The 23,518-nt window shown below is 69.0% G+C and carries 20 protein-coding genes and 1 pseudogene; 2 read left to right on the top strand and 19 right to left on the bottom strand.

The genetic code is table 11. The features are described 5' to 3' along the window. Positions 1-27: 27 nt before the first annotated feature. Entirely contained in the window at positions 28-711 is a 684-nt protein-coding gene (rpe, locus tag CJ177_RS09945; protein ID WP_095867650.1) for a ribulose-phosphate 3-epimerase, read from the bottom strand. 58 nt (positions 712-769) lie between these two features. Between rpe and CJ177_RS09940 the strand changes: the two genes are divergently transcribed. Next, positions 770-1,108, top strand: coding sequence for an MmcQ/YjbR family DNA-binding protein (locus tag CJ177_RS09940; RefSeq protein ID WP_061044159.1), 339 nt, complete (start codon positions 770-772; stop codon positions 1,106-1,108). Positions 1,109-1,169: 61 nt separating this feature from the next. Here CJ177_RS09940 and CJ177_RS09935 read toward each other — a convergent pair whose 3' ends face one another. From CJ177_RS09935 to CJ177_RS09920, 4 genes are all read right to left on the bottom strand, one after another. Further along, entirely contained in the window at positions 1,170-2,027 is an 858-nt protein-coding gene (locus CJ177_RS09935) for a mycofactocin-coupled SDR family oxidoreductase (RefSeq protein WP_005241756.1), read from the bottom strand. Between the two features lie 128 nt (positions 2,028-2,155). Next, positions 2,156-3,583 (bottom strand): RsmB/NOP family class I SAM-dependent RNA methyltransferase, encoded by a 1,428-nt coding sequence (locus CJ177_RS09930; RefSeq protein ID WP_061697019.1) that lies wholly within the window; start codon positions 3,581-3,583, stop codon positions 2,156-2,158. Further along, a complete protein-coding gene (fmt, locus tag CJ177_RS09925) occupies positions 3,580-4,503 on the bottom strand; it encodes a methionyl-tRNA formyltransferase (protein WP_025432531.1) in 924 nt (307 codons plus the stop codon). Before fmt ends, CJ177_RS09930 begins: the two co-directional genes overlap by 4 nt. Before the next feature lie 420 nt (positions 4,504-4,923). Then, positions 4,924-6,123, bottom strand: a complete 1,200-nt coding sequence (locus CJ177_RS09920; protein WP_095867649.1) for an RNA-guided endonuclease TnpB family protein — start codon at positions 6,121-6,123, stop codon at positions 4,924-4,926. Positions 6,124-6,168: 45 nt separating this feature from the next. Here CJ177_RS09920 and tnpA point away from each other — a divergent pair. Further along, a pseudogene (gene tnpA / locus CJ177_RS09915) lies at positions 6,169-6,468 on the top strand (IS200/IS605 family transposase); the annotation flags it as partial. A gap of 153 nt (positions 6,469-6,621) precedes the next feature. Here the strand turns inward: tnpA and CJ177_RS09910 are convergent. From CJ177_RS09910 to CJ177_RS09845, 14 genes are all read right to left on the bottom strand, one after another. Next, on the bottom strand, positions 6,622-7,599 hold the full coding sequence (locus CJ177_RS09910; protein WP_025432529.1) for a triacylglycerol lipase: 978 nt from the start codon (positions 7,597-7,599) through the stop codon (positions 6,622-6,624). A gap of 98 nt (positions 7,600-7,697) precedes the next feature. After that, positions 7,698-8,354: a PadR family transcriptional regulator gene (locus tag CJ177_RS09905; protein ID WP_061045027.1), complete on the bottom strand. Its 657-nt coding sequence runs from the start codon at positions 8,352-8,354 to the stop codon at positions 7,698-7,700. Between the two features lie 140 nt (positions 8,355-8,494). Then, entirely contained in the window at positions 8,495-9,922 is a 1,428-nt protein-coding gene (rox, locus tag CJ177_RS09900) for a rifampin monooxygenase (protein ID WP_025432527.1), read from the bottom strand. A gap of 168 nt (positions 9,923-10,090) precedes the next feature. After that, entirely contained in the window at positions 10,091-12,109 is a 2,019-nt protein-coding gene (locus tag CJ177_RS09895; RefSeq protein WP_082833273.1) for a primosomal protein N', read from the bottom strand. Positions 12,110-12,155: 46 nt separating this feature from the next. Then, a complete protein-coding gene (gene metK, locus CJ177_RS09890) occupies positions 12,156-13,370 on the bottom strand; it encodes a methionine adenosyltransferase (protein WP_005241739.1) in 1,215 nt (404 codons plus the stop codon). 132 nt (positions 13,371-13,502) lie between these two features. Further along, positions 13,503-14,807 carry a bifunctional phosphopantothenoylcysteine decarboxylase/phosphopantothenate--cysteine ligase CoaBC gene (gene coaBC / locus CJ177_RS09885; RefSeq protein ID WP_061045029.1) on the bottom strand — a complete coding sequence of 435 codons (1,305 nt, stop codon included), beginning with the start codon at positions 14,805-14,807 and terminating at the stop codon, positions 13,503-13,505. Between the two features lie 14 nt (positions 14,808-14,821). Continuing rightward, positions 14,822-15,127, bottom strand: a complete 306-nt coding sequence (gene rpoZ / locus CJ177_RS09880) for a DNA-directed RNA polymerase subunit omega (RefSeq protein WP_005241734.1) — start codon at positions 15,125-15,127, stop codon at positions 14,822-14,824. A gap of 41 nt (positions 15,128-15,168) precedes the next feature. After that, on the bottom strand, positions 15,169-15,792 hold the full coding sequence (gmk, locus tag CJ177_RS09875) for a guanylate kinase (RefSeq protein ID WP_025432524.1): 624 nt from the start codon (positions 15,790-15,792) through the stop codon (positions 15,169-15,171). An 8-nt stretch (positions 15,793-15,800) separates the two neighbouring features. Further along, a complete protein-coding gene (mihF, locus tag CJ177_RS09870) occupies positions 15,801-16,121 on the bottom strand; it encodes an integration host factor, actinobacterial type (RefSeq protein WP_005262298.1) in 321 nt (106 codons plus the stop codon). Between the two features lie 126 nt (positions 16,122-16,247). Further along, entirely contained in the window at positions 16,248-17,087 is an 840-nt protein-coding gene (gene pyrF, locus CJ177_RS09865; protein ID WP_179443187.1) for an orotidine-5'-phosphate decarboxylase, read from the bottom strand. Beyond that, complete coding sequence (gene carB, locus CJ177_RS09860) at positions 17,084-20,452, bottom strand: carbamoyl-phosphate synthase large subunit (protein ID WP_037179238.1); 3,369 nt, start codon at positions 20,450-20,452, stop codon at positions 17,084-17,086. Before carB ends, pyrF begins: the two co-directional genes overlap by 4 nt. After that, positions 20,452-21,612, bottom strand: a complete 1,161-nt coding sequence (gene carA, locus CJ177_RS09855; protein ID WP_005241721.1) for a glutamine-hydrolyzing carbamoyl-phosphate synthase small subunit — start codon at positions 21,610-21,612, stop codon at positions 20,452-20,454. Before carA ends, carB begins: the two co-directional genes overlap by 1 nt. Next, positions 21,609-22,175 carry a hypothetical protein gene (locus tag CJ177_RS09850; RefSeq protein WP_061697598.1) on the bottom strand — a complete coding sequence of 189 codons (567 nt, stop codon included), beginning with the start codon at positions 22,173-22,175 and terminating at the stop codon, positions 21,609-21,611. The genes carA and CJ177_RS09850 overlap by 4 nt, the downstream gene beginning before the upstream one ends. Continuing rightward, positions 22,172-23,515 carry a dihydroorotase gene (locus tag CJ177_RS09845; RefSeq protein ID WP_095867648.1) on the bottom strand — a complete coding sequence of 448 codons (1,344 nt, stop codon included), beginning with the start codon at positions 23,513-23,515 and terminating at the stop codon, positions 22,172-22,174. The genes CJ177_RS09850 and CJ177_RS09845 overlap by 4 nt, the downstream gene beginning before the upstream one ends. Between the last annotated feature and the right edge of the window lie 3 nt (positions 23,516-23,518).

Genomic DNA, 23,518 nt, shown 5'->3' with positions numbered 1-23,518 from the left:
GGGAGTTCACGATGTGCCGGAGCGCCGTTACCGCGACAGGCTCAGGTGCGGTGACGCCTTGGCGGCGCTGGCGCGCAGGGCGCGGACGGCCTCCGCGGGATCGCTCGTGCCGTAGACGGCGGACCCGGCGACGAAGCAGTCGACGCCCGCCTCGGCAGCGGCCTCGACGGTGTCGGCGTTGATGCCGCCGTCGATCTCCACGACCAGCCTCAGCTCACCCGAGTCGACGAGCCGGCGGACGGCCTTCGCCTTCGACAGCACCTCCGGGATGAACGACTGACCGCCGAAACCGGGCTCGACGCTCATGACGAGAAGCGTGTCGAAATCCTTCAGGATCTCGAGGTACGGCTCGATCGGCGTTCCGGGCTTGACGCTGAGACCGGCCTTGGCGCCGGCGGCGCGGATGTCCCGGGCCACGGACCGGGGGTCGTCGGTCGCCTCCGCGTGGAACGTGACGTTGTGCGCGCCCGCCTCCGCGTAGGGCGGCGCCCAGCGGCCGGGGTCGTCGATCATGAGATGGCAGTCGAGCGGGATGTCCGTCGCCGCGAGCAGGCTCAGCACGACGGGAAGGCCGAGCGTCAGGTTCGGCACGAAATGTGCGTCCATCACGTCGACGTGCAGCCAGTCGGCACCCGCGACGGCATCCGCCTCCTCGGCGAGACGCGCGAAATCGGCAGACAGAATGGACGGTGCGATCATCGGGGTTGCCACGCGCCGCAGTTTAGTCGTACGCGTGCCGGGGCCGGGTCCCGCGGTCCATACTGGGCTCATGCCGACCTGGACGGACGTCGTGGCGATCGGTGCGTCCCTGCCGGAGGTGCAGGAGAGCACGTCGTATCGCACTCCGGCGCTGAAGGTGGCGGGCACGTTGCTCGCCCGGTTGCGGGCCGAGTCGGACGGGGGCCTGGTGGTGATGTGCGACCTCGACGAGAAGGCGGCCCTGCTGGCCCAGGGCGCGCCGTTCTACACCACTCCGCACTACGACGGACACGGTTCGATCCTCGTCGACCTCGAGAACGTCGACGTCACGCAGCTGACCGAGTTGCTGCAGGACGCCTGGCGGATCAAGGCACCGGCGAAGCTGCGCAAGCAGTTCGACCAGACCTGACGAGAATGGCGAGGACCCGGGCGGCGCCCGCACACCGGCCCGGACCCTCATCGGATCGGCGTCAGACGCCGAGCTTGAGGCCCGCCCCCGCATCGACCCGGAGCTGCTGGCCGGTGACGAACCGGGACTCGTCGGACGACAGGAACACCACCGCGTGCGAGATGTCCTCGGGCTCGACCCACGGGGTGGGCATCGCCTGCATGAACGGGAACGTGACCTTCGCGTCCTCGGCGGTCGGGTTCTCGAGGTCGGGGCGGAACGTGCGGAACATCGGAGGGCTCTGCAGCATGTCCGTGTTGCAGTTCGTGGGGTGGATCGCGTTGACGCGGATGGACTTCGGGCCCAGGGTGAGCGCGAGCGAGTTGGTGTACGTCCACAGCATCTTCTTGGCGAGACCGTAGCCGTCGCCGCCCGGCCCCTGCAGGGCCTGCTGACCGTTCAGGCCCGTCTGCGGGACCAGCCCGGCCACCGATCCTGTCGCGATGATCGACGCGCCGGCGTCCAGGTGCGGAAGGGCCGAGTGAATCGTGTTGATCACTCCGACGAAGTCGACGTCGAACGCATCGACGAATCCCTCGACGGGCACGTCGCTCCCGAGGGGCGCGATCCCCGCGTTGGCGACCACGACGTCCAGCCGTCCCAGCGTCGCGACCGCGGCGTCGAGTTCGCGTTGCAGTGCCGCGCGGTCGCGCACGTCCACCTTGGCGGTGACGACCCGGCGCCCCGCCTTCTCGACGAGCCGTCCTGTCTCCTCGAGGTCGGCCTCGGTCGCCAGCGGGTACTCGTTGGATGCGATGTCCTCGCAGAGGTCGAAGGCGATGATGTCGGCGCCCTCGTCGGCGAGATGCACTGCATGACTTCGACCCTGACCCCGCGCCGCTCCCGTGATCAGAACGACCTTCCCCGCTACCCGATTCATCTGAAGTCCTCCACTCGCATCGTGACGTACGTCTCTGTCGCGAGAAGAATTAGAACACGTTTCACCTTAAAGTGAAACAGGTTCTACCGAAAGTCGGGCAGATGTCCAGGTAGCGGGGAGCGACCGCACTACGGCTTGCGCAACGCGGCCATGAACATCGCGTCGGTGCCGTGCCGATGCGGCCAGAGCTGGACGGCCGGACCGTCACCCAGACCCGGCACCCCGGGAACGAGTTCACGCGTGTCCAGCGCCGTGAGCCCGTAGCGGCGCACCGCGTCCGCGACCACGGCCACCGTCTCGGACAGATGCGGCGAACACGTCGCGTAGAGGATCACGCCACCCGGACGAACCAGCCGGGCGGCCGACGCCAGGAGTTCCCGCTGCAGCTTCGCCAGACCCGCCACGTCCGACGGCTGCCGGCGCCACCGCGCCTCCGGGCGTCGGCGCAGCGCACCCAGTCCGGTGCACGGCGCGTCCACCAGGATCCGGTCGTACCCGCTCTCCAACCCGGGATCCCGGCCGTCGGCGACGTGCACGTCGACCGGCAGTTCCTTCGTCGTCTTGCGGATCAGGTCCGCGCGGTGCGCCACCGGCTCCACGGCGTCGAGGCGTCCGCCCTCGATTCCGGCGAGAGCGCCGAGCAGGGCAGCCTTGCCGCCCGGACCCGCGCAGAGGTCGAGCCAACGGCCCGCGTCCGGTCCGTCCAGCGGTGCCAGCGACAGCGCCCGGGCGACGAGCTGACTACCCTCGTCCTGCACTCCGGCGAGCCCCTCGCGGACGGCGTCGAGCAGCCCCGGGTCGCCGCCGTCCAGATAGACCGCGTATGGCGAGTACCGCCCCACCTCGCCGCCGGTGGCGAGCGCGAGTTCCTCCGACGAGATCTCCCCGGGGCGGGCGACGAGATGCACCGCCGGCCGGGCGTCGTCGGCGACGAGGACGTCCTCGAGTTCCCCGGCGTCGGCACCGAGCGCGTCGGCGAACACCTGGGCGATCCACGTGGGATGCGCGTGCGCGAACGCCAGCCGCCCCACCGGATCGGCCGGGGCGAGGCGCTCCACCCATTCCGCCTCGGACCGCTCCGACACCCGGCGCAGCACCGCGTTGACGAAGCCCGCCTTCCCCGGACCGGCCTCCGCGCGCACGAGATCGACGGAGGTGGCGACGGCGGCGTGCGGGGCGACGCGGGTACGGAGTAGCTGGTAGGCGCCCAGTTGGAGGACGTCGAGGAGCGGTCCGTCGATCTCGGCGATCGGCCTGCCGGCGCAGTCGGCGATCACGGCGTCGAGGAGCCCACGGGCGCGGGCGGCGCCGTACGCCAGTTCCGTGGCGAGGGCGGCGTCGCGTCCGTCCAGGCGCCGCTCACGCAGCAGTCCGGGCAGCACCAGGTTGGCGTAGGCGTCGCGCTCCCGGACGGCACGCAGCACGTCCCTCGCGGCGAGCCGCGGCTGGTCGAGACCGGACTGCGATGCGTCGGGGCGGCGCGCCTGGCGGGGACGGTTGTTGCGGGCCCCCGAGCCGGACTGGCCGCGACGTGCGGGCCTTCTCGATTCGCTCACTGTGCCCGTACCTCCGCGTCGAGTCGTGCGCCTCGCGCCCAGTCCAGGGCGGCCATCTGTTTCTTGCCCTGCGGCTGGATGCGGTCGAGCCGCACCGCCACCGTGGACGTGCCGATCAGGAATCCGGACCTGGTCACGGAGATCTCCCCCGGCTCCAGTCGCTCCTCCGTCGGAGTGACCGGGCCGACCTTGACGCGCAGGTCGCCGATGGTGGTCCAGGCGCCGGGCGCGGGGGTCACCGAGCGGACGTGCCGGTCAACCACGGCAGCTGTTCTGTCCCAACGGATCCGGGCCGCCTCGACGCTCACCTTGGGCGCGTGCGACACTCCGTCGGCCGACTGCGGGACCGCGGTGATCGCGCCGTCCTCGATCCCGTCGAGAACCGACTCCAGGAGGACCGCACCGCTGTCGGCCAGGCGCCCCAACAGATCCCCGGCGGTATCGGTATCGCGGATCCTCTCGGTGACCACCCCGTAGACCGGCCCGGTGTCCATCCCCGCCTCGAGCCGGAACGCACTCGCGCCGGTCATGTCGTCGCCCGCACCGATCGCGGCCTGCACGGGGGCTGCCCCGCGCCACGCCGGCAACAGCGAGAAGTGCAGGTTCACCCAGCCGTGGGCCGGGATGTCGAGGACCTTCTGCGGCAGCAGCGCCCCGTAGGCGACGACGGGCGCGCAGTCGGGTGCGAGGTCGGCGAGACGCGCCAGGAAGTCCGGCTCCGAGGGCCGCTCGGGAGTCAGCACCTCGATGCCGTGGGAGTCGGCGAGTTCACCGATCGGTGAACGGACCACCTTGCGTCCGCGGCCTGCGACCGCGTCCGGGCGGGTGATCACCGCCACGACGTCGTGGCGCGGCGAACGGATCAGGCGTTCGAGCGAGGGAACAGCGGGCTCGGGGGTTCCGGCGAAGACTATGCGCACGTCGGCGACCCACACGACGGACGGTGGACCGCTGCGCGGGCCGAAACGATACTCACGAAGAAAGCTCCCCTTTGATCGACGATGTGCGACCAGTCTAGGGAGTCGACCCCGGGCCATAACACTCGGCGAACAGTCGGCGAATCGTTTCCGCAGAACCGCACACAGCGACGGTGGACGGGTATTGACCGTTCTGAGGCCGGCGCGAACGGTCGGGCCGGTGTCCCGTTTTCGAACCTCTGGAGGTAACGATGGCAGGAATTGAAAGTAGGTTCGACAGGGCGCACGAGACGAAGCCCATCGAAGAACTGGCCGGTGCCCGCCGCCCTGCAGGGCGTGAGCGATTCCGATGCCGAACATCTGGTTCAACATCAAGACCATCAACTACCCGGTCCTGAAGGACGCGGGTTTGCTGCTCACGTTCTAACTGGCTGTTAGAGGGGTGGCTGCTTTAGGCACGGTTGATTGGGCGGCCCGGTAGTTGTTGTGTCCGAGTGCGGCAATGTTGGCGGCGGCGTTATGGTCGGCGTGCCCGGTCCATCCGCAACCGCGGCACCGGAAGACCGCTTGACTGTACCTGCTCGCGCTGTCGCAGTGCCCGCAGAGGTGACACGTTTTACTGGTGTTGCGCGGGTTGATCACCTGCACCGGCAGTCCTGCGGCTTGCGCCTTGTAGGTGATCTGGTCGCGCAATTGCGCGTATGCCCAGGAGTGCAGTTGTTGCCGTTGTTTGCGTGCGAGCCGTACCCGGTCCCGGATCCCCGATAGATCTTCTAGCGCGATTCCTTGACCGGTGCGTTGTGCTTGGGCAACAATCGTTTTCGAGAGTTGGTGATTGATGTCGGTGGCGTACCGAGTCTCCTTCCTACGCCGTTTCTTCAGCTTCCGTTTCGCGGACTTGGTCCCCACCTTGTGCAGCGCGGACCGCATGGTTTCGTTCTTTTTCCGGCGGGCGGTGACCGCACCACCAGACCACCGGACGTCGAGTTCGGCCGGGTCATCTGCGGTGGTCACCGCCAGGTTCACGATCCCCAAGTCCACGCCCAGCCACCCGGTGGGGTCGTCGGCGGGGACCACCTGATCCGGTGCGTCGGTATCGACGGTGGCGTGCAGGTAGAAAGATCCGTCGCGGAAAATCAGATCCGACTCGCCTTTGCGGTCGGCGAGCATTTTCAGCTGCCACGGCGCGCACACGAATCCGACGTTGCGCATCCGGCCCTCGGTCGTCCAGATCGACACCGTCGATCGATCGATCTGCCACGACAAGCACCGATCGTCAAACGGTTGGCCCGCGTCCTCGCGGAACACGATCGCCTTACCTGCAACCTTCGCATACCGTTTCGATTCCGGCGTGCCGTAATTCCCGTTAAGCAGGTTCGCTTTCCGGGTCACGTACGCATCCGCGACTTTCTTGATGACCCGGATCGCCGGTTGCGCCGACAACCCCCGCGCTTTGAGCTGGGCATAGACCTGTTTCTGCAGCGCGAACGGGCGTCGATCGGTGGCGGTGTGCGCGAACCGCGAAACCATGTTCGCCCCCGCATTGCACAACTCTAGTGTCGATTTCAGCGCCACATACTGCTCTGGGGTGGGAGCCAGCTTCACGACAACGATCCGCTTCACACCCTGCGCCTTTCCCTGCTGATACCCATTGGTCTATGTCACCGGCAGATCATGGCAGAGGTGTGTGACAAGTTCGGCGCAACGTTGACCGAGTTCAGCGGAGCAACCGACCACGTCCACCTATTGATCCACTACCCACCCACCGTGCAACTCTCCACCCTGGTCAATAGCCTCCAGGGCGTCTCCGCTCGATACCTGCGCCACGAGTTCCCCGACCACATCCGGAAATACTTGTGGGGCAATCACTTCTGGTCACCGTCCCACTTCGCCGCCTCCGCAGGTGGAGCCCCACTCGCCATCATCGCCGAATACATCACCAACCAAAAACGACCAGAACCCACGAAAGAAAGCGACCCCGCTACGCGCTCGCGCAGACAGAATCAGCTTCCTCCCGGCCCTGAAGGGCCAGGCTTCCTCTGATTAATCCGGTGAAAGACCGCCACCCACGAATGAGGCGGGGAGCCGTGCGGCGCACGGCTCCCCGCCTCATTCGTGGGTCTATCTGTTGCTGTCGAGAATCACCTGCGGAATACCCGCACCGACCGGGACGAACTCGCAACGAGCCAGCGGAGTCGCGTCCTGGTCGAGCGCCGCCCGGACGAGGTCGAGCGCGAACGGATCGTAGGGCGCCTGGAAATGTCCGGTGCCGTCCTGGGGGCATCGATCCTGGATCAGGATGTTGTCGGCCCCGGCGCCGTGGAGCGCCATGTTCGTGTACGGCTGGATCATCTCGTCGTACCGAGACCCGATCGTCGTGTACGCGACACCGGGCACGGTGTCACCGCCCGCGTTGAGGGCGTTCATGAACGGCGAGCCCTGCATCTGCTGACTGACGGCCACCGACGTCACCGTGCGGGCGAAGTCCGGTCCGCCGGGAAGCGCCTGCACGATCGGAACGAGGCCGTACATCACTCCCCCGTAGCTGGGCGACGCCAGTCCGACCCAGTGGTCGACGAACGGGGCGCCGCCGAGCTTGTTGACGTAGTACCGCGTGACGTTCGCACCCTGCGAGTATCCGACGGTGTCCACTTTGTCGGCGCCGGTCGCGTCGCGGACCCGGTCGACGAACCGGCCGAACTCCTCCGCGCTCGCGACGATGTCCTCGGTGCCGTAGGAATCGGCACCCGGTGCTCCGCCGTAGTTGAGCGCGAACACGCAGTAGCCGTCCGCGGCGAGCATGGGCGACAGGGCGGCCCAGTCCGCGTAGGCGCTGGCGTCGGTGCCGTGCGCGAGCACCACCGGCTCCGGGTGGTCCGGGGAGGGTGTGCAGGAGAAGTCGTTCGATCCCGCGGGTGCGCTGTCCGGGTGCTCGTGCGCATACGCGGCGGCGGCACTACGGCCGTTCTGAGGAAGCCCGGCCGTGGTGGGCACGACGGGCTGGGCCGGTGAGGCGTCGTCCGCGTGGGCGGTGGACACTGCGCCGGACATCAGCAGGACGACACCCGTGACGACCGCACCGGCACCCCGAAACCTCATGATCTCTCCCGACTTCGCCGTGACATTCCTGTGAACCTTCCCAGAATGTGCACGCGCTGTCGCGCCGAGTCGGCGGGCCCGCGGTGAGCCGTGGCGCCCTACGAGTCGGTGTCATCCTTGCCGGCTTCGCTCTGATCGTCTTCCGCGAGAAGGCGATACATCGCGCGCCGCGCCTCGGTGAGGATCTCGCCGGCACGCCGGACCTGGTCGTCGTCACCGACCGCGGCGACCTGACCCGCGGCACCCATCAGCAACCCGATCAGACCCCGCAGGTCCTCGGCGGGCCGGCCGACACTCTCCCGCACGTCGTCCCACGGGGTGCCGAGTTCGGTCTTGTTCGCTTCGACGAAGGCCTTGCCCTCGTCCGTCAGGCGTGCAGTCTTGCGACCCGCCACCTTTTCGATGAGCACCAGACCCTCGTCCTCGAGCTGTGACAACGCGGGGTAGATCGAACCGGGACTGGGCTTCCAGACCCCGTCGCTGCGTTCGACGATCTGCTGAATCAGCTCGTAGCCGTGCATCGGCTCCTCGGTGAGCAGCAGCAGGATCGCGGAGCGGACATCGCCGCGCCGTCCCCTGCCACCCCGTCCGCGTCCGCGTCCGAAGTGCATTCCCGGACCGAAGCCGGGATCACCCTCGGGGCCGAAGCGGCCTCGCCGGTGTCCGTGACGGTGGGGCCCCTCGGGCCCTCCCGTCCGTTCGCGTGTGAATCGGTCCCGTCGGGCACCCCTGTGTTCGAAATGGAAGTCTTCCATCATCAGCCTCCTTCTGTATCGCTGATGCATCAACGATATATCGTCAATTGGAACCCGACAAGACCCATTTCTGTGACGATCGTCAAGTCGGCCCGTACCCGAAGGGCGCTGTGGCCGGCTGAGCCCGGAGGCGTTCGCGCTCAGCCGGCGGCCGCGCCGAACCACCTGGGCAGTTGGCCGACCAGATCCTGCTGGTCTCCCCCGACCCATGCCACGTAGCCGTCCGGCCGCAGCAGCACCGCGGGCACGTCCAGTTCCTCGCTGACGTCGACGACGTGGTCGACCCGGTCTGCCCAGCCCGCCACCGAAAGCCGGCCGGTCTGGTCGAGCAGCAATCCGCGGCCACCGTGCATCAGCGCGTAGAGGCGCCCCCGCTTCAGCCCGATGTCGCGCAGCCGGCGGCCGAGCAGTTCGTGCCCCTCCCCGAAGTCGTAGCGGACCCCGATCGCGGTGACTTTCTCGGTCAGGTACCGGTTCACCTCCTCGAGGTCCATCAGTTCCGACAGCAGCCGTCGCACCGCCTGGGGACCCGGGGCGGCGGACAGCAGCTCGGACTGCACGCGGGTGTTGTTCAGCACGTCGGCCGCTACCGGGTGCCGTTCGGTGTGGTAGCTGTCCAGCAGCCCCTCCGGTGCCCAGCCGTTGACCTCGGCGGCCAGTTTCCAGCCCAGATTGAACGCGTCCTGGACGCCGAGGTTGAGGCCCTGCCCGCCCAGCGGTGGATGGACGTGCGCCGCGTCGCCGGCCAGCAACACCCGGCCGACCCGGTAGCGCTCGGCCAGCCGGGTGGCGTCGCCGAAGCGGGACAGCCACCGCGGTGAGTGCACGCCGAAGTCGGTGCCGGCGAACACCCGCAGCTGTTGCTTGAACTCCTCGAGGGTCGGCGGGACCGACCGGTCCTCGGCCACCCCCTCGGCGGGCACGACGACGCGGTACACCCCGTCCCCGGAGGGCCCGGCGCCGAACCCCTTGTGGGTCTTGCGGACCTCAGCCACCACCGCGTTCAGCGTCTCCGGCGGCGCGGCCACCTCCATCTCGCCCAGCAGCGACTCGACCCGGGTGGGCTCGCCGGGGAAGCCGACGCCGAGCAGCTTGCGCACCGTGCTGCGGCCGCCGTCGCAACCGACGAGGTAGCGCGAGTGCAGCTGTGTGCCGTCGGCCGGCAGGGCGGTCACCCCGTCCTCGTTCTGGCTCAGCCCGACCAGTTCGCAGCCACGCCGGATCTCGACGCCGAGTTCGGTGGCGTGCTCGATCAGCAGGCGCTCGGTGACGGGCTGCGGGATGCCGAGAATGTACGGATGTGCGGTGTCCAGCCGGTCGGGCCGCGGCTTGCTGATACCGGCGAAGAAACCGCCGACGGGGTACTGCTTGCCGAGCGCGAGGAACCGCTCCAGCAGACCGCGCTGGTCCATCACCTCGACGCTGCGCACGTGCAGGCCCAGCGACCGGACATGCCTGGTCGGCTCGGCCTCCTTCTCCAGCACGAGCACCTGCACGCCGTGCAGCCGCAACTCGCAGGCCAGCATCAGGCCGGTCGGTCCGCTGCCGGCAACGATCACGTCAATCATGAAAACCCCCACATACGCCGCGAACTGATTTCCGCAGGCTTGGCTTCGGTGGGAGATTCTGCGGCACGACCCGGGTCTTGCCGCAAGGCCCCCGGTGCGTTATATGGTGAAAGTGGCAGGGAGGGGTAAACCTCCGTGCCATTCCTTTGTGTCACCCCGGGGGCGGAACTAGCCGATCCGAATGGGGTCGATCTGGACCCGGGCAGGCTGCGAGTCCTTACGCGCGCTGCGCACCGACTGCGCCTCTCCCAGCACTTTGGCCAGCGGCTTTCCCTCGCCACGGGGCACCCGGATCAGCATCCGCTCCACGTCCGCCGGCTCCGGCGCGTCGCCGGTGAACGGCAGCCGCTCCCCCGCCGGCAACTCGACCGGACCGAGCAATTCCGCATTCGCCGGCAGATCGGCGAGCTCCAGGAGGTCGGCGATCGCCTTCGCGCTGCCGTCGATCGCCGCGAGGTGGATGGCGGGCGGAAATCCGACCTCCGCCCGCTCCTCGTACTGCGCACGGGCGTGACCGACCGGATCCCAGCGAACCAGCGCCTGCACGGTCGGAATCCCCGAATCGGCGACCACGACCACCTGACCGCCCTCGACGAACGGGCGCACGAGCGACGACGCCGTCATCCACCGCCGCAGCGTCTCCTCGGCGGCGCGCAGGTCGGGACGACCCAGCAGCGCCCAGCCGTCCAGCAGCAACGCCGCGCCGTAGCCGCCCGGCATCACCGGTTCGGCCCCGACCGTCGACACCACGAGGGTGGGACCCTCCTTCACCTCGTCGACGACGTCCGTGCCCCCCGACATCCGGACGGCGACCCCGGGAAACGCGCGACCCAGTTCCTCGGCGGTCCGTCCGGCACCGACCACGACGGCCCGCAGCGCCTTCGCTCCGCACGCGTGGCAGCGGTGTGCGGCGTCGGCGACGCCACACCACCGGCACGCGGGCGTCCCCGCCCCGTCCGGGCCGGCCGCTGACGGCAGCGCGAGAGGTCCGTTGCATCGTCGGCATCGCGCGGGCGCCCGGCACTTGCCGCACGCGAGGCTGGGCACGTAGCCGCGCCGGGGCACCTGAACCAGCACTCCCCGGCCGGCGCCGAGCGCCTCCCGGGCAGCCGCGAACGCGATCGCGGGCAGCCGGGCTGCGCGGGCACCGGGATCGCGGGCCAGGGCGTGGTCACTGTCAGCGAGTGCGGTGATCTTCGGGGCGGCCGCCCGCACCGAGTCCCGGGAGGCCACGAGATCGTGCGCCCACCCCGAGTCGACCAGCGCCTGGGCCTCCGCGGTGCGCGCATGTCCGGCCAGTACCACCGCGCAGCCACTGGCGTACGCGCGGAGCAGCGCCACCTCGCGGGCGTGCGGATACGGTGCGCGCGGCTCGGAATGGTTGTCGTCCCCGTCGTCCCAGACCACGATCAGCCCGGTGCGCGGCGTCGGCGCGAACACCGAACTCCGGGTCCCGACGACGACCTTTGCCGTCCCGCGCAGCGCCGCCAGCCAACGCCGGTAGCGCAGCGCCGGACCGAGACCGGCAGCGAGTCCGACGACCGCGTCCTTACCCAGCAGCTTTTCCACCGCCGCGACCACGCGGTCGAGATCGCGCTGATCGGGCACGACGACGACGGTGCTCGCCCCGGTGGCGGCGACGAGCCCCGACAGTTCCGCGAGACGCGCCGGCCAGTCCTCGCCGGGGAGCGCCTGCCAGACCGCGCGCGGGGCACGCTCCCCCGACAGTGCGGTCAGGAACGCGCCGCCGTGCACGTACCGGTCCCACGCCTCGGTCTCGATTGCGGTGTCCGGCACCTCGGGGGGCTCGGACGCGGCCTCGGACTCCGCCCGGGCGTGTCTCGGCGGGATCGCGAGCCGCAGGACGTCCGCGCGGGTTCCGGCGTATCGGCCGGCGACGAGGTCGACCACCCGGGTGATCTCCTCGGTCAGAACCCGCTCGGGCGAGATCACCCGTTCGAGCCAGCCGAAACGGCCCTGATGGTCGCTGGTCGCGTTCCGGGAGACGACGAACCCGTCGACGAGACGTCCGGCGAACCGGATGCGCACCCGGACCCCGGGCTGCGCCTGCTCGTCGAGGTCCTTCGGAACGAGATAGTCGAATTCGCGGTCGAGGTGGGCTAGCGGAAGCAGCGGCAGCACCCGGGCAACCGGATCTACTTCTGCCGCAACCTTTTCCGCGCTCACGCGGCGGCTCCTACCGCAGCGGCGCCCGCCGCGCCGTGACTACCGATCAGAGGCCCGCGGCTGCCCGAAGCTTCTCCGCCCGGTCGATGCTCTCCCACGGGAGGTCGATGTCGGTGCGGCCGAAGTGACCGTACGCCGCGGTCTGTGCGTAGATCGGACGCAGCAGGTCGAGGTCGCGGATGATGGCGCCGGGTCGCAGGTCGAACGTTTCGGTGATGGCCTGCTGGATCCGCGCCGGATCCGTCTTCTCGGTACCGAACGTCTCGACGAACAGACCCACCGGTGCCGCCTTGCCGATCGCGTACGCCACCTGGACCTCGATCCGGTCCGCGAGGCCTGCCGCGACCGCGTTCTTGGCCACCCAGCGCATGGCGTAGGCCGCCGACCGGTCGACCTTCGAGGGGTCCTTGCCGGAGAACGCGCCGCCGCCGTGGCGGGCCATGCCGCCGTAGGTGTCGACGATGATCTTGCGACCTGTCAGGCCGGCGTCACCCATCGGGCCGCCGAGCACGAACTTGCCGGTCGGGTTGACGAGCAGGCGGATGTCCGAGACGTCGAGTTCGGGCATGTCGATTTCGGCGAGAACCGATCCGAGAACCTTCTCCCGCAGATCCGGGGTCAGCAGGTTGTCGAGGTCGATGTCCGCGGCGTGCTGCGTCGAGATGACCACGGTGTCGAGGCGAACCGCCTTGTCACCGTCGTATTCGATGGTGACCTGGGTCTTGCCGTCCGGGCGCAGGTACGGCAGGACTCCGGACTTGCGGACCTCGGTGAGACGACGCGACAGGCGGTGCGCCAGCGCGATCGGCAGCGGCATCAGTTCCGGGGTGTCGGTGGTGGCGAACCCGAACATCAGTCCCTGGTCGCCCGCGCCCTGACGGTCGATCTCGTCGTCGCTCAGTTCGCCGGTGCGGACCTCGTGCGAGTGGTCGACGCCCTGGGCGATCTCCGGGGACTGTGCACCGATCGCGACGTTGACGCCGCAGGAGTTGCCGTCGAAGCCCTTGGCCGAGGAGTCGTACCCGATCTCGAGCACGGTGTCGCGCACGATCTTGGGAATGTCGGCGTAGGCGGTGGTCGTGACCTCGCCGGCGACGTGGACCTGTCCGGTGGTCACCAGTGTCTCGACGGCGACGCGGGCGCGCGGGTCGTCGGTGAGGAGCGCGTCGAGGATGGAGTCGCTGATCGCATCACAAATCTTGTCCGGGTGCCCCTCGGTCACAGACTCACTGGTGAATAGCCGACTACCGGACTGGCTCACAGAATTCCCTCTCGACAGTTGTCCTGAACAGCACTTGAAAACAGCTTAGCTGCGTAATACCGCGAACGACCCTAGCGCCACCCCGGCGGGAGTGACACCCTTCGAATCACCGAAACTCTGCCGGATCTTCCGTCAGAGTGTCCGGAACAGCTGGTCGACGGCGTCGAGCACCCGGCTCGCCATCAACGCCTTCGATCCGTGCTCGAGCGCGGACTCGGAACCGTCGGCTCCGAGCAGCCACCCGTCGTTGTGGTCGACCTCGAACGCCTTGCCCTCGCCGACCGCGTTGACGACGAGGAGGTCGCAGCCCTTACGTGCGAGCTTGGCCCGCGCGTACGTGAGGACGTCGCCGTCGGCGTCGCCCGTCTCGGCCGCGAATCCGACGATCACGGTCTTCGACGGGATCTCGCCGTCCCGCCGGGACTGCACCAGGCCGGCGAGGATGTCCTCGTTCTTGGTGAGTGCGATCGAGTCGGGCTCGCCCGCACCCTTCTTGATCTTGCTCGCCACCGTCGTCGACGGCCGGAAGTCGGCCACTGCCGCGGCCATGATCACGGCGTCGAATCCGGGCGCGTGCTTGGCGACCGCGACCCGCATGTCTTCCGCCGTGCGGACGTGCACCACGTCGACGGCGGCCGGGTCGGCGAGGCCGGCGGTGTAGCCGGAGACGAGGGTGACCTCGGCCCCGCGCTGCACGGCGAGCCGGGCGATGGCAAATCCCTGCTTGCCCGAACTGCGGTTACCGAGGAATCGCACCGGGTCGAGTGGCTCGCGGGTGCCGCCCGCGGACACGAGGACCCGCCGGCCCTCGAGATCACGGGGCAGCGCGTCGGGACGCTCGACCAGCAGCGACGCCAACCCGACGATCTCGTCGGGTTCGGGCAGCCGGCCTGCGCCGGTGTCCTTGCCGGTGAGGCGGCCGGATGCGGGTTCGATGACGGTCACGCCGCGTGCGCGCAGCGTGGCGACGTTCGCGACGGTGGCCGGGTGCTCCCACATCTCCGTGTGCATCGCGGGAGCGAACACCACGGGACATCGCGCGGTGAGCAGCGTCGCGGTGAGGAGGTCGTCGGCGCGTCCCGCCACGGCGCGCGCCATGAGGTCGGCGGTGGCGGGCGCGATGACGACGAGATCCGCTTCCTGTCCCAGGCGAACATGCGGAACCTGCGGAACGTCGGCGAACACACCCGTGTGCACGGGGTTGCCCGACAGCGCCTCGAACGTCGCCTTGCCGACGAACTCGAGAGCGGACTCCGTCGGGATGACCCGCACATGGTGCCCGGCCTCCGTGAAGGCCCGAATGACGGCACAACTCTTGTACGCGGCGATGCCGCCACCGACACCGACGACGATCCGCTTGCGCGCTGCCCCCGAGGGAACCGGTTCCGGTGAATCCGTCACGTTCCCGGAGCCCGGGCCCGCTGCCTGTTCAGGCACGGCAGATCCTCCGCTCACTCGCCTTCGGTGTGCTCGAGAAGATCGGAGTGGATCTCACGCAGCGCGATCGACAGCGGCTTCTCCTGCAGGCCCGGCTCCACGAGGGGGCCGACGTACTCGAGGATGCCGTCACCGAGCTGGTTGTAGTAATCGTTGATCTGACGCGCCCGCTTGGCCGCGTAGATCACCAGCGCGTACTTCGACGACGTGCGAGCGAGAAGCTCGTCGATCGGAGGATTGGTGATGCCGAGCGGGGTGTCGTAAGCCGGCAGGGCGCCGTGGCTGGGTGTTGCGGACGCTACTGCGGGGGTGCTGCTCACTCGGTATCTCCTGAAATAGTTCTGGCTAGTTGATGTGAGATCTAGTGGGTCGACTCGGACTGTTCCGGTCGTCCAACCAACAAGGATACCAACTCGTCGCACGATCGGCTGACATCCTCGTTCACGATGACCTCGTCGAACTCGTCCTGCGCCTCCAGCTCGACTCTCGCGGTCGCGAGACGCCGCTCCACGACGTCGGCGGATTCGGTGCCCCGGCCGGTCAATCTCTCGACCAGCACGTCCCAACTCGGGGGCGCCATGAAGACGAGCAGCGCCTCCGGCATCGCGGCGCGGACGGCCCGCGCACCGGCGAGGTCGACCTCGACGAGCACCGGTTTGCCCTGTTCGATCGCCCGGCGGACGGGTGCGGCCGGGGTTCCCGACAGCTGGAGTCCGCCGTGGATCTCGGCCCATTCGAGCAGCTCACCGGATTCGATCATCCGCTGGAACTCGTCGCGAGAGGTGAACCGGTAGTCCTTGCCGTCCACCTCGCCCGGGCGTGGGTCGCGCGTCGTCGCGGACACGCTGAAGACGAGCTCCGGCATCCGTTCACGCAGGAGTCGCACCACGCTGGACTTACCGACGGCCGAGGGGCCGGCCAGTACTACCAGCCGACCCCTCCGCACTGCGGTCTTGCTCTCTGACACTTGTGCGTCAGCTACCACTGTCGTGCTCAGGCCTCGAAGTCGAACCTGGCGAGCAGGGCCTTCCGCTGCCGATCGCCGAGGCCACGGAGGCGACGGGTCGGAGCGATCTCCAGCTCGGTCATGATCTCCTGCGCCTTGACCTTGCCCACCTTGGGCAGCGCCTCGAGCAGTGCCGACACCTTCATCTTGCCCAGGATCTCGTCGTCCTCGGCGTCCTTGAGAACCTGCTTGAGGTCGGTGCCACCACGCTTCAGGCGCTCCTTGAGCTCAGCCCTGGCCTTGCGGGCAGCAGCTGCCTTCTCCAAAGCAGCAGCGCGCTGCTCATCAGTCAACTGGGGAAGGGCCACGGTTCCTCCGTCTCGTCGTTGGCAAATAGTCCAAACCACTGGATAACCAGCAGCGATAGCGACCGTACTCACGCCCGGCGCCGATTGCGAACCCACCCCCCGAGGTCAGAGCCGGATTCGGGTGGGCTATGAGAGTGCGGACTCGATCTCGTCGCGGACCTTGACGGCCGCTTCACGCAGTGCCGTCACCGACGGTCCGGCACCGAGAACACCACGAGAACTGTTCGGCAACAACAGTTTTCGAGAATCGGGAAAAATGTCGGCGAGATCACCGGGAGTCGCGCCCTGGGCGCCGAGACCGGGCGCGAGAATCGGTCCGGAAAAATTCGACAAATCCAGGCCGTGTCCGCGTGTCGCACCCACCACCAGACCCACCAGACCGGGTTGCGCGTCGTTGTGCCGGGCCGCCGCGTCCACCACGGACTGGGCCACGGACACTCCCCCGGCGGTCTGCGCCGCCTGCAGGTCGCCGCCCTCCGGATTGGACGTCCGGGCCAGCACGAAGAGCCCGCGGCCCTGCTCCGCCGCCAGGGACATCGCCGGGTCGAGCGCCCCGAACCCCAGATACGGCGACACCGTCACGGCATCGGACGACAGAGCCGACTGCGCACCCAGCCAGGACTGCGCGTACGCCGCCATCGTCGACCCGATGTCCCCGCGCTTGGCATCGGCGACGACGAGCGTCCCTGCCTCTCTGAGGACCGAAATGGTGCGTTCGAGCACCGCGTACCCGGCGGAGCCGTACGCTTCGAAGAACGCCACCTGAGGCTTCACGACGGCCACCTCACCGACGAAGGCCTCCACGCAGATCTCCGCGAACGTCTCCAGCCCCTCGGCGGAGACGGGCAGCCCCCACGCCTCGAGCAGTCCCGGATGCGGATCGATCCCGACGCACAACCGCCCCCGGTGCTCGACCGCCGACGTCAGCCGATGCACCCAGGAGTGGTGGTGATGGTGTCCGCTCACGACGACGCGGACCCGGTCGCGGGAGCCACGACCACGGCGGGCGACCGCAGCCGCGCGTGCAGCGCCTGGAGCGACTGGACACCGATGTCGCCGCGGATCGCGGCTTCGATGCCCTGCACCGCGGCGGACGCACCCTGCACGGTGGTGACGCACGGGATGTTCATGGCGACGGCCGCGCTGCGGATCTCGTAGCCGTCGACGCGCGGTCCGGAGTTGCCGTACGGCGTGTTGATCACCATGTCGACCTCGCCGTCGCGGATCGTCTCGACGATGGTGCGCTCACCCGCCTCCAGCTTCTCGCCGGAGTGCTTGTGCACCTCCTGGCAGGTGATCCCGTTCCGGCGGAGAACCGCCGCAGTTCCCTCGGTGGCCAGGATCCGGAAGCCCAGGTCGGCGAGCCGCTTGACCGGGAAGATCAGCGATCGCTTGTCCTTGTTGGCGACGGAGACGAACACCGACCCCGACGTGGGCAGCGAGCCGTACGCGGCCGTCTGGCTCTTCGCGAACGCGGTGCCGAAGTCGGCGTCGATGCCCATGACCTCGCCGGTCGACTTCATCTCCGGGCTCAGCAGGGTGTCCACCCCGGTGCCGTCGGCGCGCCGGAACCGGTTGAACGGCAGCACGGCCTCCTTCACTGCGACAGGCGCGTCCGCCGGGGTCGAACCGCCGTCGCCGGTGGCCGGGAGCACACCGCTCGCACGCAGATCGGCGATGGACTCGCCCAGCATGACGCGGGCGCACGCCTTGGCGAGCTGCACCGCCGTCGCCTTCGACACGAACGGCACGGTGCGGCTGGCGCGGGGGTTGGCCTCCAGGACGTACAGGATGTCGTCCTTCAGTGCGTACTGGACGTTGAGCAGGCCCTTGACGCCGATGCCCTTGGCGAGCGCCTCCGTGGAGCGGCGGACGTTCTCCAGGTCGGCGCGGCCGAGGGTGATCGGCGGCAGCGCACAGGCCGAGTCGCCCGAGTGGATGCCGGCCTCCTCGATGTGCTCCATCACACCGCCGAGGTACACCTCGGAGCCGTCGCAGAGCGCGTCGACGTCGATCTCGATGGCGTCTTCCAGGAACCGGTCGACCAGGACGGGCCGGTCGTCGGAGATCTCGGTGGCGCGGGAGATGTAGCTCTCCAGCGACGCCTCGTCGTAGACGATCTCCATGCCGCGGCCACCGAGGACGTACGACGGGCGCACCAGCACCGGGTACCCGATGCCGGCCGCGATCTCGCGGGCCCCGGCGAACGTGGTGGCGGTGCCGAACTTGGGAGCGGGCAGACCGGCTTCGACCAGCACCTTGCCGAACTCGCCGCGATCCTCCGCGAGGTCGATCGCCTCCGGGCTGGTGCCGACGATCGGCACACCCGCGGCCTTCAGCCGCTTCGCCAGGCCCAGCGGGGTCTGACCGCCGAGCTGCACGATCACCCCGGCGACGGTGCCCGAGAGCGACTCGGCCCGGTACACCTCGAGCACGTCCTCGAACGTGAGCGGCTCGAAGTACAGGCGGTCGGCGGTGTCGTAGTCGGTGGAGACGGTCTCCGGGTTGCAGTTGACCATCACCGTCTCGTAACCGGCCTCCGACAGCGTCAGTGCGGCGTGGACGCAGGAGTAGTCGAACTCGATGCCCTGACCGATGCGGTTCGGTCCGGAACCGAGGATCAGGACCTTCGGACGCTCGGTCTGCGGGGCCACCTCGGACTCGGCCGCCGGGTCGAGTTCGTACGTGGAGTAGTGGTACGGCGTCTTCGCCTCGAATTCGGCGGCGCAGGTGTCGACCGTCTTGTACACGGGGTGGACGTTCCACTGCTCACGCAGCGCCCGGACGGCGTCCTCGCCGCCGATCTCGGGGCGCAGGGCCGCGATCTGCCGATCCGACAGGCCGTGGTGCTTGGCGCGGCGCAGAACCCGCTCCGTCACCTCGGGCGCCTCACGCAACCCGTCGCCGAGCTCGTGGATCTGCAGGATCTGGTCGAGGAACCACGGGTCGATCTTCGTGGCGTCGAACAGCTGCTCGACGGTGGCACCGAGAGCGAACGCCTTCTCGAGGCCGTAGACGCGGCCGTCGCGGGGGATGCTCAGTTCCGCCAGGAGGCTGTCGAGGTCGGTGGCCTCCACCTCGGGGCCCGTCCAGTACCCGGCCCGCTTGGTCTCCAGCGAGCGCAGCACCTTCCCGAACGCCTCGGTGAAGTTGCGGCCGATGGACATGGCCTCACCGACCGACTTCATCGTGGTGGTGAGGGTGTCGTCGGCGCCGGGGAACTTCTCGAACGCGAACCGCGGAGCCTTGACGACGACGTAGTCGAGGGTCGGCTCGAAGCACGCCGGGGTTTCCTTGGTGATGTCGTTGACGATTTCGTCCAGGGTGTAGCCGATGGCGAGCTTCGCGGCGATCTTCGCGATCGGGAAGCCGGTCGCCTTCGACGCGAGCGCACTGGACCGCGACACGCGCGGGTTCATCTCGATGACGACGAGGCGCCCGTCGGTGGGGTCCATGGCGAACTGGATGTTGCAGCCACCGGTGTCGACTCCGACCTCGCGGAGGATGTCTATCGAGAGGTCGCGCATCGCCTGGTACTCACGGTCCGTGAGCGTCATGGCGGGGGCGACGGTGATCGAGTCACCGGTGTGCACGCCGACCGGGTCGACGTTCTCGATCGAGCACACGATCACGACGTTGTCGCGGCCGTCGCGCATCAGCTCGAGCTCGTATTCCTTCCACCCGAGGATCGACTCCTCGATCAGCACGTTGGCGGTGGGCGACGCGGCGAGGCCGCCGCCGGCGATCCGCGTCAGGTCCTCGTCGTCGTAGGCCATGCCGGAGCCGAGGCCGCCCATCGTGAACGACGGCCGCACGACGACGGGGAAGCCCAGTTCGGCGACCGTGTCGCGGACCTCGTCCATCGTGTAGCAGACACGGGAGCGCGCGGACTCGCCGCCGACCTTGGCGACGATGTCCTTGAACTTCTGCCGGTCCTCGCCGCGCTGGATGGCGTCGAAGTCGGCGCCGATCAGCTCGACGTCGTACTTCTCGAGGATGCCCTGCTCGTGCAGCGCCACCGCGGTGTTCAGGGCCGTCTGGCCGCCGAGGGTCGCGAGGACGGCGTCGATCGGGTGGCCCTTCTCGGCCTCGAGGGCGATGACTTTCTCGACGAACTCGGCGGTGATCGGCTCCACGTATGTGGCGTCCGCGAACTCGGGGTCGGTCATGATCGTGGCCGGGTTGGAGTTGACGAGGCTGACCCGCAGGCCCTCCTCGCGCAGCACCCGGCAGGCCTGGGTTCCGGAGTAGTCGAACTCACAGGCCTGGCCGATGACGATCGGGCCGGAGCCGATCACCAGGATGTGGGAGAGATCTGTACGGCGTGGCATTAGTTCTTGACTCCCTCGAGCAGGCTGGTGAAGCGGTCGAACAGGTACGCGGCGTCGTGCGGGCCCGCCGCGGCCTCGGGGTGGTACTGCACCGAGAAGGCGGATCCGTCGAGCAGGCGGACCCCCTCGACGGCACCGTCGTTGGCGCAGGTGTGGCTGATCACGGCCTTACCGAACGGGGTGTCGAACTCCTGCCCGGCCTCGCCCTCGAGCGCGAACCCGTGGTTCTGCGCGGTGATCGCGATGCGTCCCGTCTCGTGTTCGACGACCGGGATGTTGATGCCCCGGTGACCGAACTTCATCTTGTAGGTGCCGAGACCGAGAGCCCGCCCGAGGATCTGGTTGCCGAAGCAGATGCCGAACAGCGGCAGGCCCTGCCCGATGACTTCCTTCGTGAGGTGCACGGCACCGTCGGCGGTCGCCGGGTCGCCGGGACCGTTGGAGAGGAAGACGCCGTCGGCCTTCAGATCGAGGATCTGCTCGAGCGTCGCGTTGGACGGGAGCACGTGCACCCGGATGCCGCGCTCGGCGAACATGCGCGGGGTGTTGGTCTTGATGCCGAGGTCGATCGCCGCGACGGTGAAGCGCGATTCTCCCCCGGTCGGCTCGACGACGTAACCGCTGGTGGTGCTGACCTCACCGGCGAGATCCGCGCCGAGCATCGACGGCTGGCTCTTCACGCGGTCGAGCAGCACGTCGGTGTCGGCCAGTGCGTCGCCGGAGAACACCCCGGCGCGCATGGAGCCGCGGGTGCGCAGGTGGCGGACCAGGGCGCGGGTGTCGATGCCGGCGATCCCGACGACTCCCTGCTTCACGAGCTCGTCCTGCAGGGAGCCGGTGGCGCGCCAGCTGGAGGTGCGGCGGGCGGGGTCGCGGACGACGTACCCGGCGACCCAGATCTTCGCCTCGGCGCTGCTGCCGGTGGGACCGACGGACTCGTCGTCCTCGTCGTTCCATCCGGTGTTGCCGATCTGCGGCGCGGTGGCCACGACGATCTGGCGGTGGTAGCTGGGGTCGGTGAGGGTCTCCTGGTAACCGGTCATGCCGGTGCTGAAGACAGCCTCACCGAGGGTCTGGCCGACGGCACCGAACGTGGTGCCCCGGAATACCCGTCCGTCCTCGAGGACCAGTACTGCAGAGTCGGTGTCGTAGCCGCTCATGCGTTCTCTCCGTTCTGCTCGACCTCACCAGAGCTCGCCGCATTCGCTGAATCTTCACTGTCTGTCTTGCCGTCCGGCTCCCCTGCGCTGACCCAGGCGGGGTACACGGACTTGTCGTCGCTCCGGAAACCGGTGTCGATCTCGGTGCCCGTCGGCAGTTCCCACCGGATCACGAGGACGCCGTCCTTGCTCATGACCTTGCCCGCGAGACCGCGCTCGGTGCGCACGGCGCGGACCGCGTCCTGCGGGATCCAGATCGCCGACGCTCCGTCACGTTCGAGCAGGATCCCGGCTGCGTATCGGGAGATTTCCCCCGTCGCCCGGAAACCGAGGTCGCCGACCGCGATCCGGTCCTGCCAGCTCGGGGCCAGGGTGCTGCCCACGTACAGTCCGGTGGCCGGGGCGATCGTCTGCTCGCCGAGGTGCGCGGGCACGGGGGGAAGTTGCCCGACCCGGTCGGCCTGACGGCGGGCACGACCGCGCCACCCGATGTACATGAGGAAGATGGCCAGCGCCCAGAACGCGACGAGGCCGACTACCCACAGAATTCTCTCCACCGTCATCCCCTGCCGTTTCGCACCGGGACGCGGGCCTGGCCGTCGCTCGCGGTGATCCGGCCACGGAGGATCGTCGTGGTCACCCGCGCCGGCAGAGTCATCGACTCGTACGGCGTGTTGTGGGCGACGCTGGCGAGATCGGGGCCGTGGACCGTCCATTCGGCGTCCGGGTCGATCAGCACGAGGTTGGCGGGCTCGCCGACCTCGATCGGGCGACCCTGGTCGTCGAGTCCGACGATCTCGGCGGGCCGCTCGCTCATCACCCGGGCGACGCCGCGCCAGTCGAGCAGGCCCGTGCGGACCATCGTCTGCGCGACGATCGACAGAGCGGTCTCCAGACCCAGCATTCCGGGTCGGGCGGCCGCGAACTCGCAGCACTTGTCCTGCTCGGCGTGCGGTGCGTGATCGGTCGCGACGCAGTCGATGATCCCCTCGGCCAGTCCGGCCCGGAGCGCGGCGACGTCGCTCGCCTCCCGCAGGGGCGGATTCACCTTGTTCACGGCGTCGTAGGTCTCGAGCCGGGTGTCGTCGAGCAGCAGATGGTGCGGGGTGACCTCGGCGGTGATCGAAATGCCTTGGCCGCGTGCCCACTTCATCAGTTCGACGGTGCCCGCGGTGGAGGCGTGGCAAATGTGCACACGCGCCCCGGCGTCGCGGGCGAGCAGCGCGTCGCGGGCGACGATCGATTCCTCGGCGGCGCGCGGCCAGCCCGCGAGCCCGAGCCGGGCGGCGGTGGGGCCCTCGTGCGCGACGGCGCCGACGGTCAGCCGCGGTTCCTCCGCGTGCTGTGCGATGAGCACCCCGAGCGAACTCGAGTACTCGAGCGCCCGGCGCATGATCAGCGGGTCGTAGACGCAGTGGCCGTCGTCCGAGAACATGCGCACCCGGCCGATTCCCGACGCCATCGTGGCCATCTCGGCGAGCTGCTTGCCCTCGAGCCCGACGGTGACGGCGCCGACGGGGTGTACGTCGACGAGCCCGACTTCCTGGCCGCGGCGCCACACGTGATCGGTGACGACCACCGAATCGGCGACCGGGCTGGTGTTGGCCATCGCGAACACCGCGGTGTACCCGCCGAGCGCGGCGGCGGCCGAACCGGAATCGATGGTCTCGGTGTCCTCGCGGCCGGGTTCACGCAGGTGCGTGTGCAGGTCGACGAAACCGGGGAGCAGGATCTGCCCCGCCGCGTCGATCACCTCGACGTCCGGCGCGCTGTCCTTGCCCGCGTCCGCGCCGATGGCGACGATGACGCCGTCACCGAGCAGAACGTCGGTGGGCTCACCCTCGCCGTACAGCAACACGTTCTTGATGAGCACTGTCTCTCCTGTCACTGCACTGTCACTCATCCC

Origin of the sequence: Rhodococcus sp. ACPA1, from assembly GCF_002300195.1 — a bacterium.
In the GTDB taxonomy this organism is placed as follows: Bacteria; Actinomycetota; Actinomycetes; order Mycobacteriales; family Mycobacteriaceae; genus Rhodococcus_F; species Rhodococcus_F opacus.
The sequence above is the reverse complement of the archived record's forward strand: the minus strand, read 5'-3'. Positions and strand labels throughout refer to the sequence as shown.

Excerpts from the sequence above, each read along its gene's own strand:
- carA (WP_005241721.1), bottom strand. The coding sequence starts at position 21,612 with ATGAGCGGCTACGACACCGACTCTGCAGTACTGGTCCTCGAGGACGGA.
- carB (WP_037179238.1), bottom strand. The coding sequence starts at position 20,452 with ATGCCACGCCGTACAGATCTCTCCCACATCCTGGTGATCGGCTCCGGC.
- CJ177_RS09940 (WP_061044159.1), top strand. The coding sequence starts at position 770 with ATGCCGACCTGGACGGACGTCGTGGCGATCGGTGCGTCCCTGCCGGAG.
- CJ177_RS09910 (WP_025432529.1), bottom strand. The coding sequence starts at position 7,599 with ATGAGGTTTCGGGGTGCCGGTGCGGTCGTCACGGGTGTCGTCCTGCTG.
- CJ177_RS09850 (WP_061697598.1), bottom strand. The coding sequence starts at position 22,175 with ATGACGGTGGAGAGAATTCTGTGGGTAGTCGGCCTCGTCGCGTTCTGG.
- CJ177_RS09845 (WP_095867648.1), bottom strand. The coding sequence starts at position 23,515 with ATGAGTGACAGTGCAGTGACAGGAGAGACAGTGCTCATCAAGAACGTG.
- CJ177_RS09905 (WP_061045027.1), bottom strand. The coding sequence starts at position 8,354 with ATGGAAGACTTCCATTTCGAACACAGGGGTGCCCGACGGGACCGATTC.
- CJ177_RS09935 (WP_005241756.1), bottom strand. The coding sequence starts at position 2,027 with ATGAATCGGGTAGCGGGGAAGGTCGTTCTGATCACGGGAGCGGCGCGG.
- rox (WP_025432527.1), bottom strand. The coding sequence starts at position 9,922 with ATGATTGACGTGATCGTTGCCGGCAGCGGACCGACCGGCCTGATGCTG.